This is a genomic window from Jatrophihabitans telluris, assembly GCF_023516435.1.
Classification (GTDB): domain Bacteria; phylum Actinomycetota; class Actinomycetes; order Mycobacteriales; family Jatrophihabitantaceae; genus Jatrophihabitans_A; species Jatrophihabitans_A telluris.
In genome coordinates, this window is the sequence record NZ_CP097332.1 from 2,420,681 (window position 1) to 2,437,223 (window position 16,543).

Annotated in this window: 14 protein-coding genes; 6 read left to right on the forward strand and 8 right to left on the reverse strand. The window is 68.5% G+C overall.

Going from position 1 to position 16,543, the window contains the following annotated elements:
- Positions 1-10: 10 nt before the first annotated feature.
- Entirely contained in the window at positions 11-454 is a 444-nt protein-coding gene (locus tag M6D93_RS11315; RefSeq protein ID WP_249769297.1) for a hypothetical protein, read from the reverse strand.
- Between the two features lie 119 nt (positions 455-573).
- Complete coding sequence (argG, locus tag M6D93_RS11320) at positions 574-2,004, reverse strand: argininosuccinate synthase (protein ID WP_249769299.1); 1,431 nt, start codon at positions 2,002-2,004, stop codon at positions 574-576.
- 140 nt (positions 2,005-2,144) lie between these two features.
- On the opposite strand from argG, the gene M6D93_RS11325 reads away from it, so the two are divergent.
- Together M6D93_RS11325 and M6D93_RS11330 are read left to right on the forward strand one after the other, a co-directional pair.
- Complete coding sequence (locus tag M6D93_RS11325) at positions 2,145-2,381, forward strand: hypothetical protein (RefSeq protein WP_249769301.1); 237 nt, start codon at positions 2,145-2,147, stop codon at positions 2,379-2,381.
- 166 nt (positions 2,382-2,547) lie between these two features.
- Positions 2,548-2,883 (forward strand): VOC family protein, encoded by a 336-nt coding sequence (locus tag M6D93_RS11330; RefSeq protein ID WP_249769302.1) that lies wholly within the window; start codon positions 2,548-2,550, stop codon positions 2,881-2,883.
- Positions 2,884-2,952: 69 nt separating this feature from the next.
- On the opposite strand, the gene M6D93_RS11335 is transcribed toward M6D93_RS11330, so the two are convergent.
- Positions 2,953-3,516, reverse strand: a complete 564-nt coding sequence (locus M6D93_RS11335; RefSeq protein ID WP_249769303.1) for a hypothetical protein — start codon at positions 3,514-3,516, stop codon at positions 2,953-2,955.
- A 191-nt stretch (positions 3,517-3,707) separates the two neighbouring features.
- On the opposite strand from M6D93_RS11335, the gene M6D93_RS11340 reads away from it, so the two are divergent.
- Positions 3,708-5,417: a dihydroxy-acid dehydratase gene (locus M6D93_RS11340; RefSeq protein WP_249769304.1), complete on the forward strand. Its 1,710-nt coding sequence runs from the start codon at positions 3,708-3,710 to the stop codon at positions 5,415-5,417.
- A gap of 59 nt (positions 5,418-5,476) precedes the next feature.
- Here the strand turns inward: M6D93_RS11340 and M6D93_RS11345 are convergent, their stop codons facing one another.
- Positions 5,477-6,868 carry a chloride channel protein gene (locus M6D93_RS11345; protein ID WP_249769305.1) on the reverse strand — a complete coding sequence of 464 codons (1,392 nt, stop codon included), beginning with the start codon at positions 6,866-6,868 and terminating at the stop codon, positions 5,477-5,479.
- 126 nt (positions 6,869-6,994) lie between these two features.
- Between M6D93_RS11345 and M6D93_RS11350 the strand changes: the two genes are divergently transcribed.
- The gene (locus M6D93_RS11350) at positions 6,995-8,077 is read left to right on the forward strand and encodes a lysylphosphatidylglycerol synthase transmembrane domain-containing protein (protein WP_249769306.1); all 1,083 of its coding nucleotides are present in this window, start codon (positions 6,995-6,997) and stop codon (positions 8,075-8,077) included.
- Between the two features lie 43 nt (positions 8,078-8,120).
- On the opposite strand, the gene M6D93_RS11355 is transcribed toward M6D93_RS11350, so the two are convergent.
- From M6D93_RS11355 to M6D93_RS11365, 3 genes are all read right to left on the reverse strand, one after another.
- Positions 8,121-12,410: a beta strand repeat-containing protein gene (locus tag M6D93_RS11355; protein WP_249769307.1), complete on the reverse strand. Its 4,290-nt coding sequence runs from the start codon at positions 12,408-12,410 to the stop codon at positions 8,121-8,123.
- Between the two features lie 202 nt (positions 12,411-12,612).
- Positions 12,613-13,746 carry an aminotransferase class I/II-fold pyridoxal phosphate-dependent enzyme gene (locus M6D93_RS11360; protein ID WP_249769308.1) on the reverse strand — a complete coding sequence of 378 codons (1,134 nt, stop codon included), beginning with the start codon at positions 13,744-13,746 and terminating at the stop codon, positions 12,613-12,615.
- On the reverse strand, positions 13,730-14,416 hold the full coding sequence (locus M6D93_RS11365) for a helix-turn-helix domain-containing protein (RefSeq protein WP_249769309.1): 687 nt from the start codon (positions 14,414-14,416) through the stop codon (positions 13,730-13,732). The genes M6D93_RS11360 and M6D93_RS11365 overlap by 17 nt, the downstream gene beginning before the upstream one ends.
- Before the next feature lie 70 nt (positions 14,417-14,486).
- On the opposite strand from M6D93_RS11365, the gene M6D93_RS11370 reads away from it, so the two are divergent.
- Together M6D93_RS11370 and rnhA are read left to right on the forward strand one after the other, a co-directional pair.
- The gene (locus M6D93_RS11370) at positions 14,487-14,903 is read left to right on the forward strand and encodes a DUF1801 domain-containing protein (protein WP_249769310.1); all 417 of its coding nucleotides are present in this window, start codon (positions 14,487-14,489) and stop codon (positions 14,901-14,903) included.
- A gap of 101 nt (positions 14,904-15,004) precedes the next feature.
- Positions 15,005-15,442: a ribonuclease HI gene (gene rnhA, locus M6D93_RS11375; protein ID WP_249769311.1), complete on the forward strand. Its 438-nt coding sequence runs from the start codon at positions 15,005-15,007 to the stop codon at positions 15,440-15,442.
- Positions 15,443-15,840: 398 nt separating this feature from the next.
- On the opposite strand, the gene M6D93_RS11380 is transcribed toward rnhA, so the two are convergent.
- Complete coding sequence (locus M6D93_RS11380) at positions 15,841-16,524, reverse strand: hypothetical protein (protein WP_249769312.1); 684 nt, start codon at positions 16,522-16,524, stop codon at positions 15,841-15,843.
- Positions 16,525-16,543: the final 19 nt, after the last annotated feature.

Below are 16,543 nucleotides of genomic sequence, written 5' to 3' on the forward strand. Positions count from 1 at the left end.
GGCGAGACGGTCAGCCCTTCAGCTTCGAACGCACCGCCACGACAGCCCCGGACGCCAGGACCACCAGCGCGACGAGCTTCTTCTTGCTGCGCTGGGACTTCGTCTGGATGCCGACCGGCGTGCGGTCGCGGACCGCCGCGGCGATCTCCGCCGACAGGTCGTCGCCCCGCTTGCGGGCCTTCTTGGCTGCGGCGTAGGCCGATTTCTGAGCCTCGACGGCTTTCTTCTGCGCCTTGATCGCGTTGGCGTGGGCCTGGTCGTTGGTCCGCTTGGCAGCCTTGCGTGCCGACTTCTCCGCGGCCTTGCGCGCCCGACGACCGCGCTGCATCGCCACGGCGGCGCCATGCTCGACCGCATCGGCCACCGCAGCCGCGCCGGCCTTGACCGAATCGGCCGCGTGCGAGGCCGTCTCGCTCGCACTTTCCAGTACGTCGGACTTGGTGGTCTTGCTCATGCCGGCCTCCCTGATCGTTGATCGCGTTCCCTCGACCGTACCCAACCGGCGGTGCGGGTACGGCCACACCCCCGGTGGCCAGCCGGCCGGTCCGCGCTCGAGCCGAGGCCCGAACGGCATCAGTCGGTGCCGGACTCCATGGCCGCGCGGTCCAGGGCCTCTTCGGAGTCGCCGTCGGCCGACGACGCCGAAGGGGACGCCGCCGCGGCGATCGCCGCCGCACCCCCGGGTTCGAGTTCGCCGACCAGGCTCAGCTCGCCGCCGAGCTGACCCTGTGCCGCGTAAAGCTCCAGCTTGGACCGGGAGTCGGCGATGTCGAGGTTGCGCATGGTCAGCTGCCCGATGCGGTCTACCGGGCCGAAGGCGGCGTCTTCCGTGCGTTCCATCGACAGCTTTTCCGGGTGATAGCTCAGTCGGGGGCCCTGCGTGTCGAGGATGGAATAGTCCTGGCCGCGCCGCAGCCGCAGGGTCACCGATCCGGTGACGGCCGAGCCCACCCACCGCTGCAGGCTTTCGCGCAGCATCAGCGACTGCGGGTCGAGCCAGCGGCCCTCGTACAGCAAGCGCCCCAGACGCCGTCCCTCCGCGTGGTAACTGGCGATGGTGTCTTCGTTGTGAATGGCGTTGAGCAACCGTTCGTAGGCCGCGAACAGCAACGCCATCCCCGGGGCCTCGTAGATGCCGCGGCTCTTGGCCTCGATGATGCGGTTCTCGATCTGGTCGGACATGCCGAGCCCGTGCCGTCCGCCGATGGCGTTGGCCTCGTCCACCAGGGCCACCGGCGAGGAGAAGGTCACGCCGTTGAGCGCGACCGGACGCCCCTGCTCGAATGTGACGGTGACGTCCTCGGTCTCGATCACGACCGCTGGGTCCCAGAACCGAACCCCCATGATCGGCTCGACCAGTTCCAGTGAAGCGTCGAGGTACTCCAGCTTCTTGGCCTCATGGGTGGCGCCCCAGATGTTGGCGTCGGTCGAGTAGGCCTTGTCCACCGAGTCGCGGTAGGGAAGGCCGTTGGCCAGCAGCCACTGCGACATCTCGGTGCGTCCGCCGAGTTCGCTGACGAAGTCGGTGTCCAGCCACGGTTTGTAGATCCGCAGCGACGGATTGGCCAGCAGCCCGTAGCGGTAGAACCGCTCGATGTCGTTGCCCTTGAACGTCGATCCGTCACCCCAGATGGACACCCCGTCCGCCTGCATCGCCCGCACCAGCAGCGTGCCGGTCACCGCACGGCCCAGCGGCGTGGTGTTGAAGTAGCCCACCCCGGCGGAGCGGATGTGGAACGCACCGCACTGAAGGGCGACCAAGCCCTCCTCGACCAGCGCCGCCCGGCAGTCCACGAGTCGGGCGAGTTCCGCGCCGTACTGGGTCGCACGGTCGGGCACGGAGGCCAGATCGGGTTCGTCGTACTGACCGATGTCAGCGGTGTAGGTGCAGGGCACGGCACCTTTGGAACGCATCCACGCCACCGCCACCGACGTGTCCAGACCGCCGGAGAAGGCGATTCCGACTCGTTCACCGATGGGCAGGCTCGTCAGCACTTTGGACACGCGACCACCCTATCGGCTGGGGACCGATGTTCTGCCGTCACCCGGACCGGGCCCGGACGTGCGAGACTGAATGGTGTCGGGACTGTCCTGTGGCACGGTCTTCTGTGCTCCGATTCCGATGTAACTGAAGGAGCACGACCATGCCCCGCTTGCTGTCTGACGAGATCCTGACCCTGCTGCGAGCCCGCCGCGCGGAGCAGGGCCCGGTGAGCCTGGCCAGTCTGAGCCGCTCGTTCGGGGTCAGCACACGATTGGTGAGTTCCTGCGCCGCCGAGATGGTCGGCCGCGGTCTGGCCGAGCCCGCGATGGTCACCGAGCACGGCGTGAGCAAGATGCACGGTCTGATGCCGCAGCACGTCACCGAGCCCGCCAGCTGAGAAAAGCGGACTGATCGACCACGGCCGGACGCCACTGGCGTCCGGCCGAGTCATGTCCGCGAAAAATCGATTCACATCTTTGCGCGCGAAATCCGCGTGATGCTGGCACAATCCCCGACAGAGGAAACGCCCTGCCCCAGGCGTAGCCACCTCGGGAGGTAAACCGGTGACCGGAGATCCGTCCTACGTCGAACTCGGTGTCGACGATGTCGCGAAGGCGACCCACTTCTACTCCCAGCTGTTCGGCTGGGAACCTCAGCACATGTCGGACGGGGCCTCGGTGCACACCGGCTCGCTCGGCATCGGCATCCACGGCAAGGACTCGGAGAACCATTTCGAGGTCTTCTTCGCCGTGGACGACCTGGAGGCCAGCTTGGAGACGGTGCGCGACCTCGGCGGCGGCGTGATCGGCGACATCGTGACCAGCGACGGCTTCGGCCGCTGGTCCGAGTGCGTCGACGACCAGGGAGTCCGGTTCGGCCTGCGCGAGCTGTCCCGCTAGCGCGTCGGTCAACGGCACGCAACGCCCGACCGGCCAGCCGGCCAGGCCGGTAGGCCGTGATCCGGCGAGTCAACCCTCGAACGGCGTGCCGGCAGGGTCGAGTTCGTGGAGCATCCGCCGCGCGTCCAGGAACGAGATCAGGGCCTGGCTCAGCGGGGCCAGCACGTCGGCGGCGGCGGCCGCGTCGGCCTCGGACGACGGTTCGTCCGACCAGACGCACAGAGTGCCCAGCGGGACGTCCTCACGGCCGACCAGGACGGCACCGGCGAACATCCGCAACCGGCCCAGCTCGCCGGTGACCCAGGGATTGAAGCGAAGGTCCGGATGCTGTGAGGCGTCCCCGGTGGCGAAGACGTCGCCGTCGGACGAGCCGTAGATGAGCTGAGCACAGATGCTGGCCGAGCGAGCCGACAGTGACACCGGTGCGCGCGGCGCGGCCGCCACGCGGACCTGGAACTCACCGTCGATGACGTTGATCGCCGCGAATTCGGTGCCGGTGTAGCGGCGCGCGAGCGAGGCGAACTTGCTGAGCTCGTCGTCGGGATCGGCCGGGCGGTCGGCCAGGGCGAGGCCGTAGGCATGGACCGAGGCCTGGCGGCGGGCTTCGAACCCGCGATCGTCGACTCCTGTCATTGGTGCTACCCCTGCCGTACCCCTGCATTGCCGGCCGATCCCGGCCCACCGCGTTCATACCCACAAGTGGCCGGACAGATACCTGGCTCGCCGAGGACGTTTCGGCCTCGATTGCCGAGGTCGGCCCCCGATCGTCGACCGAGGATCATGGGGCAGACCGGGGACGAGCAGCGAGGGAGCGAGGAGCGAGGATGGTGCGCAGCGCCGAGTGGTACTCAGGGACCGACCGCAACAGCTACATCCATCGAGCGTGGATGCGGCGGGGTCTGCCGGCCGATGCCTTCGACGGGCGTCCGCACATCGCGATCGCCAACACCGCCTCCGACCTCACGCCGTGCAATGCCCACTTGGGTGAAGTCGCGCGCAGCGTCAAAGAAGGGATCTGGGCCGCGGGCGGCGTTCCCCTGGAGCTCCCGGTGATGTCGCTCGGCGAGACCCAGGTGCGGCCGACGGCAATGCTCTGGCGAAACCTGGCCGCGATGGCGATCGAGGAGATGCTGCGAGCCAATCCGATCGACGGGGCCGTGCTGCTCGGCGGTTGCGACAAGACCATCCCGGCGTTGTTGATGGCCGCAGCGTCCGTGGACCTGCCCGTCGTGCTGGTCCCGGGAGGACCGATGCTCAACGGCAGCTTCCGCGGGGAATTGCTCGGTTGCGGCACCGGCGTGTGGCAGCTGTCGGAGGAGGTCCGCGCCGGGACCCTGTCCGCGGAGGCGTTCCTGGGCTCGGAGTCGGCCATGATCCGCAGCCGTGGTCACTGCAACACGATGGGGACGGCCTCGACCATGGCGGTGATGGCCGAAGCGCTTGGCTTCACGCTCCCCGGAACCGCCGGCATCCCCGCGCCTGACTCGCGGTTGCTGGAAGCCGCGCACGCGGCGGGCCGGATGGCGGTCGATGCGGTGGCCGAGGACCGCCGACCCAGCACGATTCTCAGCAGCGCGTCGTTCGCCAACGCCATCGTGGCGCTGGCCGCGATCGGCGGATCCACCAACGCAGTCGTCCACCTGCTCGCGCTGGCCGGACGGGCCGGTATTGCGTTGACGCTGGACGACTTCGACCGGATCGGCGCCGAGGTGCCGTTGCTCGTCGACCTGCAACCGGCGGGCCGGTTCCTGATGGAGGACCTGTACCGCGCCGGGGGCGTCCTGGCCGTGCTCAACGAGGTACGCGACCGGCTGGATTCCGAAGCCATGACGGTCACCGGACGGACCCTGGCCTCCTACCTCGCGGGAGCGGAGGTCTGGGATCGCGAGGTCATCCGGACAGCTGCGGCCCCGCTGCAGACCGCCGCGGGCATCGCGGTGCTCACGGGCAACCTGGCCCCGAACGGCGCGCTGATCAAACCTGCCGCGGCATCAGAGCACCTGCTGCTGCACCGGGGCCGGGCGCTCGTGTTCGACAGCGTCGAGGATCTGCGCGCCCGCATCGACGATCCCGACCTGGACGTCGACGCCGACACGGTGCTGGTGCTGCGCGGGTGTGGTCCCAAGGGCTACCCGGGGATGCCCGAGGTCGCCAACCTGCCGTTGCCCTCGAAGCTGTTGGCGACCGGAGTCCGAGACATGGTCCGCATCTGCGACGGACGGATGAGCGGTACCGCCTACGGAACTGTGGTCCTGCACGTGGCCCCCGAGGCGGCCGCGCGAGGTCCGCTGGCCAAGCTCCGAACCGGCGACTGGGTGTTGCTGGACGTGGCCGGGCGGCGGCTGGAAGCGCAGGTCGAGCCGTCGGAGTGGGAGGCACGCGGGCCGTCCCCGGAGCTCGTGCAGGCCCTGGCCCGTCCCCGCCGTGGCTGGGAGGAGTTGTACGTGCGCTCCGTCCAGCAAGCCGACACCGGCGCCGACCTGGACTTCCTCGTCGGCTCGAGCGGGTCGGCGGTATCGCGCGAATCGCACTGACCCGCACCTGATCGTCATAGGCCGGCTCGTCAGACCCCGGCTCGTCAGATGCCGGCTCGTCAGGTGGGGACCGGCGGCAGCCGAGCGGAGTAGATCGAGTAGCCGTCCAGATAGCGCACCACCATGGTCGCCAGCACCACGGCCGTGACCATCGCCGGCATCAGGGCGAATCCACTATGGGTCAGTTCGAGGACGAGAACCAGACCGGTCAGCGGCGCCTGCATCGCGCAACCGATTGCCGCTGCCGCCCCGACCATGGCGTACGCGCCGACCGGAGCACCTGGCCAGACGCGGTCCCAGAGCAGTCCCAGACCGCCACCCAGCACCGCGCCGGTACTCATCACCGGGGTGAACAGGCCTCCCGACGCGCCACTGGCCAGGCACAGTGCGGTGACCGCGGGTTTGAGGACGGCCAGCGTCAGCAGTAGTCCGACGCTGCCCAGCCCTAGCAGCACGCCGTGAGCCATGTCCTTTCCGTTGCCGAACAGTTGCGGGTAACGCAGTCCGACCAAGCCGAGAGCGGTGAACGCAACGATGGGGGCGGCAAGGCTGCCCCATCCGGTGGGCCGATGGAACGAGAGCCAGCCGATGAGGCGGATGTAGGCCGCCGCACCGACACCGATGAGCGGCCCGGCGAGCACGGTCCAGGCCAGCAGCGCCGCGGTCAGGCGATATTCCGGGACGGCGGAGTACGTGGGCTGGGCGGGCAGATAGATCCAGGCGGTCACGCTGGCGACCGAGCAGCACGCCAGGGCCGGCAGCATCGTCGCTATCGAGACCGAGCCCAGCAGGATCTCGGCGGTGAAGAACGCCCCGCCGAGAGGCACGTTGTAGACGCAGGCGAGCCCCGCGCCGCCGCCGCAGGCGATCAACAAACGGCGCTGGGCCGCGCTCAGACCCAGGCGCCGGCCCAGGACACCTCCGGACACTCCGCCCAGCAGCTTCGGGGCGGCCTCGCGGCCCAGGGAAGCACCCAGCCCGATGACGATCTCGGAGATCAGGGCGGTGCCCACGGACCTGCGTACCGACAGCGAGCCCGTGCCGCGCCAGACGACGTCGTCGATCTCGGACGATCGGCCGGGGGTGAACCGGCGCAGCAGATACCAGGCGGTAGCGCCGAAGCAGCCGGCCACGACAAGGGATTCCAGGCGCCGGGTAGCCGAGGACGCCAGCACCCCGGACTCGTTGCCGGCACGGCCGGGGCCGAAGGCCGCGTGCTCGACGTGGAACAGCAGCGCCATCAGACCCGCTCCGACCAAGCCGGTCACGACGCCGGTGAGGACCAGGGCGATCCAGAACCGGACGGTGAGCGCGGCGTCGCCGTCAGAGGTGACGTTGGGTTGCTCCATCGCCCCGCGACCCGACCGCACGCGCGTCTTGAGCAACGGCTGCGGCTGGCGAAGGCGCTCGCTCGGGCGGTCGTTGAGCCCCGACAGGAGCGATCTCAGCACGCTCCCACTCTAGAAGCACCCTGGGGACGGGTCCGGGATCACCGGTATCAAAGGTGGGGTTAACCCCACCTTGTTTGGGGGCGATCCCCCACAGACACCGACGCCCACGCGACCGAGGATCAATCCATGACGATGTTGCTGGACACCGATCGCGAAGCCGCTCCGGTTGCGGTCGGCGAGGCGGAGTGGCACGAGCTCAGCCGCCGCGCGGGCGTCGACGCGGCCGCCGGCACGTCGGTCCGACCGAGCGCTGCGCCCGCTTCGCGACCGGGTGCGCAGCGGATGTCGCGTCGGCTCAGCCGGGCGGCGAACGGGATCGGAGTGCTCGCGCTCGTCGCGGCCGTCGCGATGATGATTTATCAACTGCGCAGCGCGGACCTGGGATCGGTGCTGTCCCACTTGCGGTGGGGGCACGCGTTGCTGGCCGTCGCCTTCATCGCCGCCTCCCTATGCTTGGCCGCCTACAACCTGGCCGCGTTCAGCTCGCTGCGGTTGCGCTGGCCGGCCACGATCGCGGCGCAGCTGGCCGTCAGTGGGCTGCGATTGGTCGCACCGTCCGCAGTGAGCACTCCCGCGATCGCGACCCGGTTCCTGACCCGCAGCGGGGCTGCTCCGCTGGACGCGGTCGCCACGGTCGCCGCCGCCCAGAGTGCCCAACTCCTGGTCACGACGGTGGGCGTGGCCGCCCTGGGGGCGGCCTCCGGCAGCGGCGTGAACCTGCCCGCGTCCTCGACGGTCTGGTGGGCGGCACTCGGGCTGGTCATGCTCGTCGGCGTCGTCTGGCTGGCGCTGCGCACGATTGAGCGCCTGCGCGCGGCAGTCATCGCCGTGAGCCAGAGCGTCCGCGACCTGGGCGCCCATGCCCGGCGTCGCCCGTTGACCGTTGCCGGGGGCGTGGCTGCCGCTGCCGGGCTGACCACGACGCACGTGCTCGCGTTCGCCTTCTGCCTGAGCGCGGTGGGCGGCTCGGCATCCTACCTTTCGCTGATCATGATCTACCTGGCCGGGGCAAGCGCCGGATCGCTTGTCCCGACACCCGGCGGTGTCGGCGCAGTCGAGGCGACGATGACCGCCGGTCTGGTCGCCACCGGGGTTGCGCTTCCGGTCGCGGTCGCCGCCGTGTTACTCAATCGCGTAGTGGCCGTCTGGCTGCCGGCGGTACCGGGCTGGTTCGCCCTGGTCCTCATGCGCCGCCAGCAGCTGATCTGACCCCCGCGTTTCGTCAGCGCGCGTTTCGTCAGCCCGCGTTCGCTCAGCCCTGATCTTGTCCGCTACGCCGGCGACGACCGAACGGCACAGCGCATCCAAGCAGGACGGCACCGGCGCCGATGAGCAGTACCGCGGCCGTGACTGGCGGCCCGACAGCGGCGCCGGTATCAGCCAACGACGGCGGGTTCGTCACGCTCGACGGCGGGTTGGTGGTGCCACTCGGCGGATTGGTGGTGCCACCGCCGGGAGGATTGGTGGTCCCGCCTCCCGGCGGGTTGGTGGTGCCACCACCGCCACCGCCGCCCGGCGGGTTGACGACGACCGAGTTGACCGGGACGGTCACGGTCGCGGTGTCGCCTACCGGGTGTTGCGAGGGGTTCTGCACGGCCGGGATGCCCGTGATCGAGGCAGTGTTCGTGACCGCGGGCAACACCGCGGGCGCGGTGCAAGTCCAGGTGACCACCTGGCCGACGGCCAGCGCACCGATCGTCCGGTCACAGGCCGGCAGAGACGGGTCGCTCGCGCTCACGCCGGACAGTGCCACGTCACCGGTGTTACTCGCCGTCAGCGTGAACGTGATCGTCGCTCCGACAAGGTAACTCGGCGCGTCGGCGGCCTTGGTGAGCGTGACCGCGGGGTGGGCCGCCGGCGCGACGGCGGTTCCGGAACCGGTCGTGCCGCTTCCGAGCGGGTCGGTGCCGCTAGCCGTTGCCGTGTTGCTCAGGTCGGTCGCCGTCATCGTGGCGACGCAGGCGATGGGTGCGCTTGCTTCCCCCGGCGCCAGCGAGCCGATCGTCGTCGTGGCGCACGTCGCGGTCGGATCGTCGACGGAGACATCGGTCAACGGAACATCCCCGCTGTTGGTGACCACGAGCGTGAAACCGACCTGGTCGCCGGCCACGATCGGCAGCGTGGGTGCGGTCTTGACGACCGTGATCGATGGGTGGATGACCGTCACCGCGGCCTGGCCGGAGGCGTCTACCACCTGGCCGAGCGGATCGGTGCCGGACACGGTCGCGGTGTTGCTGAAGTCCTGCTGACCGGCCGTCACCGTGCATGACAGGGGCACGGTCTGCCCGGCGGCCAGGTCGTCGAGAGCTTGCGAACACTGGGGAAACGCGGGGTCGGTGATCGTGACGGCATGCAGTGCGGCGTCACCGGTGTTGTGCACGATGATCGTGAAGGTGACCGGATCGCCAGGGTGGACCACAGTCGGTGTCGCGGTCTTGGTCAGCTCGATCGATGGGGTGATCACGTCAACCGTGGCCGAACCGCTGCCCGATACCGTGCCGCCGAGGGGGTCCGTGCCGGACACGGTGGCCGTGTTGGTGACGTCGGCGCCCGCGATGCTGGTGCAGGCGATCGGGTCCGCGGTGGCACCCGGGGCGAGGTCGACCAACAACACGGCGCACCCCGGTGCCGTGGCGTCGCTCACGATGACGTTGTGCAAGGCCACGTCGCCGGTGTTGTGGACAGCCACCTGCCAGGTGATGGTGTCACCGACGTGAGCCAGCGTCCCGGACGTCGCCGTCTTGGTCAGCTCGATGCCCGGATGGATGACCGGCACCGCCACGGTGGCACTGGCGCTGACCGTGCGGCCCAGTGCGTCGGTGGCGTTCACGGTCGCGGTGTTCGCGTCACCTGCTAGCGGCGCCGTGGCGGTGCAGGTGTAGTCGAACGACGCCCCCGCGGCCAGTTTCGTCGGCGCGGGCAGCACATTCGCACACGAGGCGGTCGTGGGATCGCTCACGCTCACCTGCGACAGGGCGGTGTCTCCGGTGTTGGTCACCCTGATGGTGAAGGTGACCGTGTCGCCCTGGTGATAGGCCGACGCATCGGCCGTCTTGGCAATGGTGACCGCCGGGTTCAGCACGGTTACCGCGGCCTGCGCGCTGTCGCTGACCACGCCGCCGATGTCGTCCGTACCAGAAGCGGTGACGGTGTTGGTGAAACTCGCTGCGCCAGCCACGGCCGAACAGCTGAGGGTGACGTCCTGGCCGACGGCGATACCGGTCAGTGTCTGGGCGCATTGCGGGTACTGAGGGTCGGTGACCGCGACATCGTGCAGATTCACGTCGCCGACATTGGTCACCACGATCGTGAACGTGACGGTGTCTCCGGCGTGGACCGCAGCGGGTGACGCTGCCTTCGTGATGGTCAAGGCGGGGGTGACCACGGTGACCGTCGCACTGTCGGTATCGGTCACGGTGCCGCCGACAGGATCGGTGCCGGTGACCTGAGCCGTGTTGGTGGCGCTGGCGGTGCTCGCCGTGCTGGTGCAGGTGATCGGAGCTGCCGCTGCGCCGGCGGCCAAGGTTCCGACGACGGTGCTGCAGCCGCTGGCGGTCGGGTCGTTGACGCTGACGTCGTGCAGGCCGACGTCACCGGTGTTGGTGACCACGAGCCGCCAGCTCACGGGGTCTCCGGCGTGCACGACGGCCGCCGAAGTGCGCGTCTTGGCGATCGTGATGGCCGGATGGATCAGGGGAACGGGCGCCGTGGCCGAGTCACTGACCGACCGGCCGAGTGCATCGACGCCGCTGACGGTGGCGGTGTTCGCGTCACCGGCGAGCGGCGCGGTCGCGGTGCACGTATAGCTGAAAGATGCACCGGGTACGAGGGAGGTCGGCGTGCCCGCAGACGACGCACAGGACGCGGACTTGGGATCGGTCACCGCGATCGCGTGCAGCGCGGCGTCACCGGTGTTGGTGACGGTGATCGTGAAGGTGACCGTATCTCCGGCGTGATAGGCCGCGGCGTCGGTCTTCTTGGTGATGCTGAGCGCCGGGTTGAGGACGATCACCGATGCGGTGGAGCTGTCGGTGAGTGCCTCACCCGTCTCGCTGGTACCGGTCACGGTTGCGAGGTTGGTGAGGTTGGCGGTTCCCGCCGAACTCGTACAGGTGATCTTCACGTAGTTCGCCGGCGCGTCGTCGATGCTGGGGACGGTTCCCAGTGACCGGTTCGCGCACGTCGTGCCGGCCAGCTGTGGATCGCTGACCACAACGTTGCGCGCGTCCGCGCCGCTGTTGTTGGTGACCTCGATGGTCCAGGTGAGCGGTGCGCCCGGGTGCACCGTGACCGAACTGGAGCCTGGACTGGTCCCGTCGCTGGACACGGTCTTGACGATCTTGAGCTCGGGCACGGGCAGCGACAGCGCCACGCCCTGTACGACATAGCCGTCTCCGGCGGTGACGAACCCGAGGGTGGCCGAGGTGGATCCGGCCGGGATCAGCGTGGAGTTGAAATCCTTGGCGTCGACGCTCATGTTGTTGGGCACGTCCGGTGTGCCGCCGCCGGTGGCGTTGCGGTTGGAGTTGCGGTCGGCGTTGGAGACGAAGAAGTTGCCGGTGGCGCCGGACAGGGGCTCCGCGACCTTGGTCCCGTTGATCAGGAAGTCATCGCCGGTGATGCCGTAATCGCCTTCGTAGGCGGTGACGCCGACGTGGGCGCGCGGCGCGGTCGCCTTGAAACCGTTGACCGTGACGGTGGTGGCGGCCTCGTTGGCGCGCTGCACGACCTGTCCGTCGTAAAACCACACCCGCCGCAGCGAAGGGGCGAAGGTCGCGTTGCGGGTCGGGTAGGAATACGCGACGTACAGCGACCAGCCGCCCGAACAGTTTTTGCCCTGCGCAGCAGGGATATCGGCCGTGGTGACCGTCAAGGGAGTACCGGTGTCCACACCGGTGAACTGGGCGGTGACGTCGGCGCGCGCCGAGAAGTACTGGGGGTCATTGGTACCCAGACCGGCGCCCGTCGTGACGGTCAAGGCAGCGGGTGCGACGCTGACGGCCGCCTGGCCGCCCACGGTGAAACGGACCGCGGTGGCCTTCGAACCCGGGTCGCGAGCGGGCAGCGTCACGGGTGCACCGGCCGTGCATCCGTTCGCGGTGACGGCTCCGTTGCTGCCGACCTTGCCCGTCGTGCCGCCCCAGTCCAGCTGGGCCGCCTGCACGGTTGCCCCCGGCGGAATCGTCACGGTGGCGCGGGAGGAGTTCACCGTCGCGGGGTCGGAATCCACATCGCCGTAGGTCATGTAGTAGTTGTTGTTCTGCGAGTTCAGCGTTCTGGCTTGCCCGGCGACGCAATTTGCGGAGTCGGCCGCGCTGACATAACCCGTCTCACCGGCGGCCGGACAGCGTAGGTTGCCGTTGCCGACCTCGAGAAAGTCGCCGTACATGACGTCCTCGTACGTGACGCCCAACGGAGTGATCTGGGCGGCGCCGGCCGGATTGGTCCCCGCCACCGCGGCCCCCACCAGGACCGAGGTACTGACCAGCACGACGCTGAGGATGAGCCTGAACAACCGCTTCAGAAAGGAATCCGACAGCACCGCCCCCGGCCTGTGCCCGGACCCCGACAGTGGCACCGCCGCCAGTGACCGCGACCTCGTCCGAGACATAAAACGACCCCTCACTCAACGCCGACACCACATGTGTAGCGGATAGGTGATCTTTACGACAAACGGCTTCGCGCGGGCTTTACGCGGTCGGATAAGGGGATTCTTCGATTCCAGATGTACTCGGATAACAGCCTTATGAAATTGCGTTCAGATGATCGTCCAGTGCGCGCAGGGCTTGCTCCGCTCCGGCCCGCCCGATGCCGACCCGAAAACGCTCGGTCGGAACCGGGCCCAGCGCGGAGGCGTACACACTGCCCGGCAACAGGAGCACACCGGATCTCTCCACGGCACTGAGGCAGAACTCATCCACCGAGCCGGGACCGAGGTAACGCGGGAAGCACACACAACCACCGGCGGGCGGTTCCCAGCGGAAGAGGCTGTCGTGCCTGGCGAAGAACTCACCGAACAGCTGGGCATTCTGCGTGAGCAGCGCGCGACCCCGGGCCAGAATGGTAGGAGCGGCCTTGAGTGCGATACGGGCCAGCACCTCGCTGGGGCCGGCGTTGCAGATGGAGCCGTAGTGCTTGAGTCGTTCGACCCGCGAGAGCAACCCACGGTCGCGGCACGCGATCCATCCGATGCGCAGGCCAGGCAGGCCATATGCCTTCGACATCACGTTGAGCGAGATCGCGCGCTCGTACAGATCAGCGGCCTGCGCCAGCGTGCGGGCCGGGTCGAGCTCCACGCCCCTGTAGACCTCGTCGCTGAACAGGTAGATGCCACGGCCGCGCACCAGTTCCACCAGCGCCCGCCAGGTGTTCTGATCGGCGACCGCGCCGGTCGGGTTGTTGGGAAAGTTCACCGCCACCACGGTGGTGTTCGGACGCAGCGCCGCGGCTACCGCCTCGACGTCAAGCCGCCAGTTGTCGTGTTCATCGAGCAGGACACCCGTGACCTCGGCGCGGGAAGCGGCCACCGTCTCGACGGACTGGTATCCGGGCAGGACGACGACGGCATGATCACCCTTGTCCAGCAGGGCGGTCAGCGTCCAGAAGATCCCCTCCTGCGCTCCGGTGAACGACAGGACGTCGGCCGCCTGGACGTTCTCGTACGTCTGCGCGATCGCTTCGCGAAGCGCGGGTGAGCCGAAGGTCTCGACGTAGCCGAGATCGAGGCGTTCCCAGTCGGCACGCTCGTCGGGCTCGGCCATGGCCAGCAGATCGCTGACGGTGGTTGTCTGCAGATCCGAGGCGGTGAGGTTGTGGCGGGCGGCGAACTCCCAGCGGGAGAAATAGGTTTCCAGCTTGAAGTCAGGTAGTCCTGCCACGACGCGAGCCTTTCGGTTTCGAGGGTGATGCGGTGTTCGGCGGCCCTTGCTCTTGCCGTGCTTGCCGTGCTTGCCGTGCTTGCCGCAGCAGCGAGTACACGCTTGCTCGCGAGATCGCCAGCGCCCCCGCGGCATGCTCGGCAGCGTTGCGCGTGTCGAAGAGCCCCCTCCCGTCGAGCTCGGCGAGCAGGTCGATCCGTTCGGCACGGTTGAGTTGCTCACGAGGCCGGTTCCGGCCCAGGCACCAATCACGCACCGTCTGATTGATCTCGGCCCGCCAGTCGCGCGCGAACAGCGCCTCCGGCGCATGCATGCTCGGCGCGGCGAACGCAGCCAACACGGCTCCGGCGTCGAGGAGGGTCGTCCGGTCGAAGTTGAGGCAGAGCAACCAGGAGGTGCCGCGAAGCGGCATGCTCACCGCGGAGTAGCTCCGTCCGTCCCGGCCGACCTGCTCATAGGGACCAAGCACCTGACCGGGTTCGAGCCGACCCAATAGGGCTGCGTCCAGCAGCGAAGCCTCGCCGACCTCGCGACCTGACTGGGGATTCCAGATGGCGATGATCCGGTCGTGCTCGGTGTCGTGCAGCACCGCTTCGACGTGGGGATAGAACAGTGCCACCGCCGCCCGGGCCAGCTGGTCGACGACGGCACGACCGTCAGGGGATGTCACCATTGGATGGTACGTCCAGATTGGATTTTCCGTCCAGCTCGACGCTGTGCGGCCGGTTTAGGGTGATGGCATGACCGGAGCCGACAATCGCGACGACAGGGTCGATGCGTACCTGGAGGCGCTGCCGGTATGGCAGCAGGATGTGTTCACCAGGCTGCGGGAGCTGATCCACGAGGCGGACCCGGAAATCACCGAGACGATCAAGCGCTCGGTCCAGCCCTACTTCGTACTCGCCGGCAATGTCTGCGCGTTCCTGGCCGCGAAGGACCACGTGAACCTGTTCCTCTACGACGGCGCGATCGTGCCTGACCCTGACGGCATCATCACGGCCGGCCACGACAACGTGACGGCCCGGACAATCTCCTATCGACAGGGTGACTCGATCAACGGTGCGGCTCTGCAGACGATGCTGCGACAGATTGCGGCCAACAACCGAGCCGGCGGCTGGCGCAAGCTCAAGGCGGCCGGGGCGACTACTCCGGACTGACGCGGCGGATGCTGCGGCGGATGCTGCGGCGGATGCTGCGGCGGATGCTGCGGCCGGTCGGTGGTCACCGCGTCGCTGCTTCCCCGGTAGCCTCGGCTGCCGTGACCGAACGCGTGGTGATCTACACCGACGGAGCCTGCAAGGGAAATCCCGGCCCGGGAGGCTGGGGCGCCTGGCTGCGCAGTGGCGACCACGAGCGTGAGCTGTTCGGCGGGGAGCCTCTGACCACGAACAATCGGATGGAACTCACCGCGGTGATCGAGGCGCTGAATGCGTTGAAACGGCCCTGCGCGGTGGACCTGTTCACCGACAGCCAATACGTCCGGCAGGGAATCACCACCTGGATCCACAGCTGGAAGACGCGCGGCTGGGTGACTTCGGCCAAGCAGCCGGTGAAGAACGCCGATCTATGGCAGCAACTCGACGTCGCCACCCAACGACACGACGTCGAATGGCACTGGGTCAAGGGCCACGCCGGGGACGTCGGCAATGAGCGGGCCGACGCGCTGGCCAACCAAGGCGCCGCTCAGTTCGTCTAACCATTTCCGTTGAGGTTGCCCTCGTTGCGTCGGCAGTCCCGTTGAGGTTGCCCTCGTTGCTGCCGACGTCCCGTTGAGGTTGCCCTCGTTGCAGCCAACGTCCCGTTGAGGTTGCCCTCGTTGCAGCCGACGTCCCGTTGAGGTTGCCCTCGTTGCAGCCGACGTCCCGTTGAGGTTGCCCTCGTTGCAGCCAACGTCCCGTTGAGGTTGCCCTCGTTGCAGCCAACGTCCCGTTGAGGTTGCCCTCGTTGCAGCCAACGTCCCGTAGAGGTTGCCCTCGTTGCCGGGGCAGGGCTTTGGACCGGGTCCGGTCGGAGGCGCAACAAGGGCAACCTCAACACATCAAGGCGCGCAACAAGGGCAACCTCAACACATCAAGGCGCGCAACAAGGGCAACGTCAACGGTCGGTGGGGTCGGGTTCCAGGGCAGGTCGGTCGAGACCGCCTACCGCGGGGTCGGAGTGATCGGACTGGTCGGCCAATGACAGCCGCCATAGGTAGTCGTTGTACGCAGCCCGGTACTCGTCGTCCTCGGTCCGGGCGGGGGCGCTCGAACTGTCCGGCGCGATGTAGCCCCGGTACAGGGACGGCTCGCTCCCGACGCTGCCATCCCACACAATCAGGTCGGCCGGCCCCGTGAAGCCCGCGCCTACCCGGTGCACCCCTGAGGAGTCGACAGCGATCTGTTGCGTTTCATCAGGCGGCGGCGGCTTGCGCGCATCGCGCACGACCCGGCCCCAGAAGAAGATCAGGAACGCGGTGAAACACCACCACTGCAGGGCGTAGCCGAAGTTCTGCCAAGCGAAGTGCTTGGCATTGGACACGTCGAGCTGCCATCGCCCCAGCAGCACCATGGTGAGGGCGCCCAAGACCACGGCGAGGTGCAGCGCGAGCCAACGGGGTTTGAAGAATGCGCCGATGGCGGTTGGTTCCGGGCTCGGAGCCGACGCGGGCGGCGGCCCCGCGGACCGGCGTGCGGCGTCCAGTACAGCGCGCGCGACCAACTGCCGGTCGGCGGGGGCTGCCGGGCCGGCTCGAGGCACCAGGGGTGCGCCATTGGTAGCTGGGGTCGACGAATCCATCTCGCCGTCCATTGTCCCC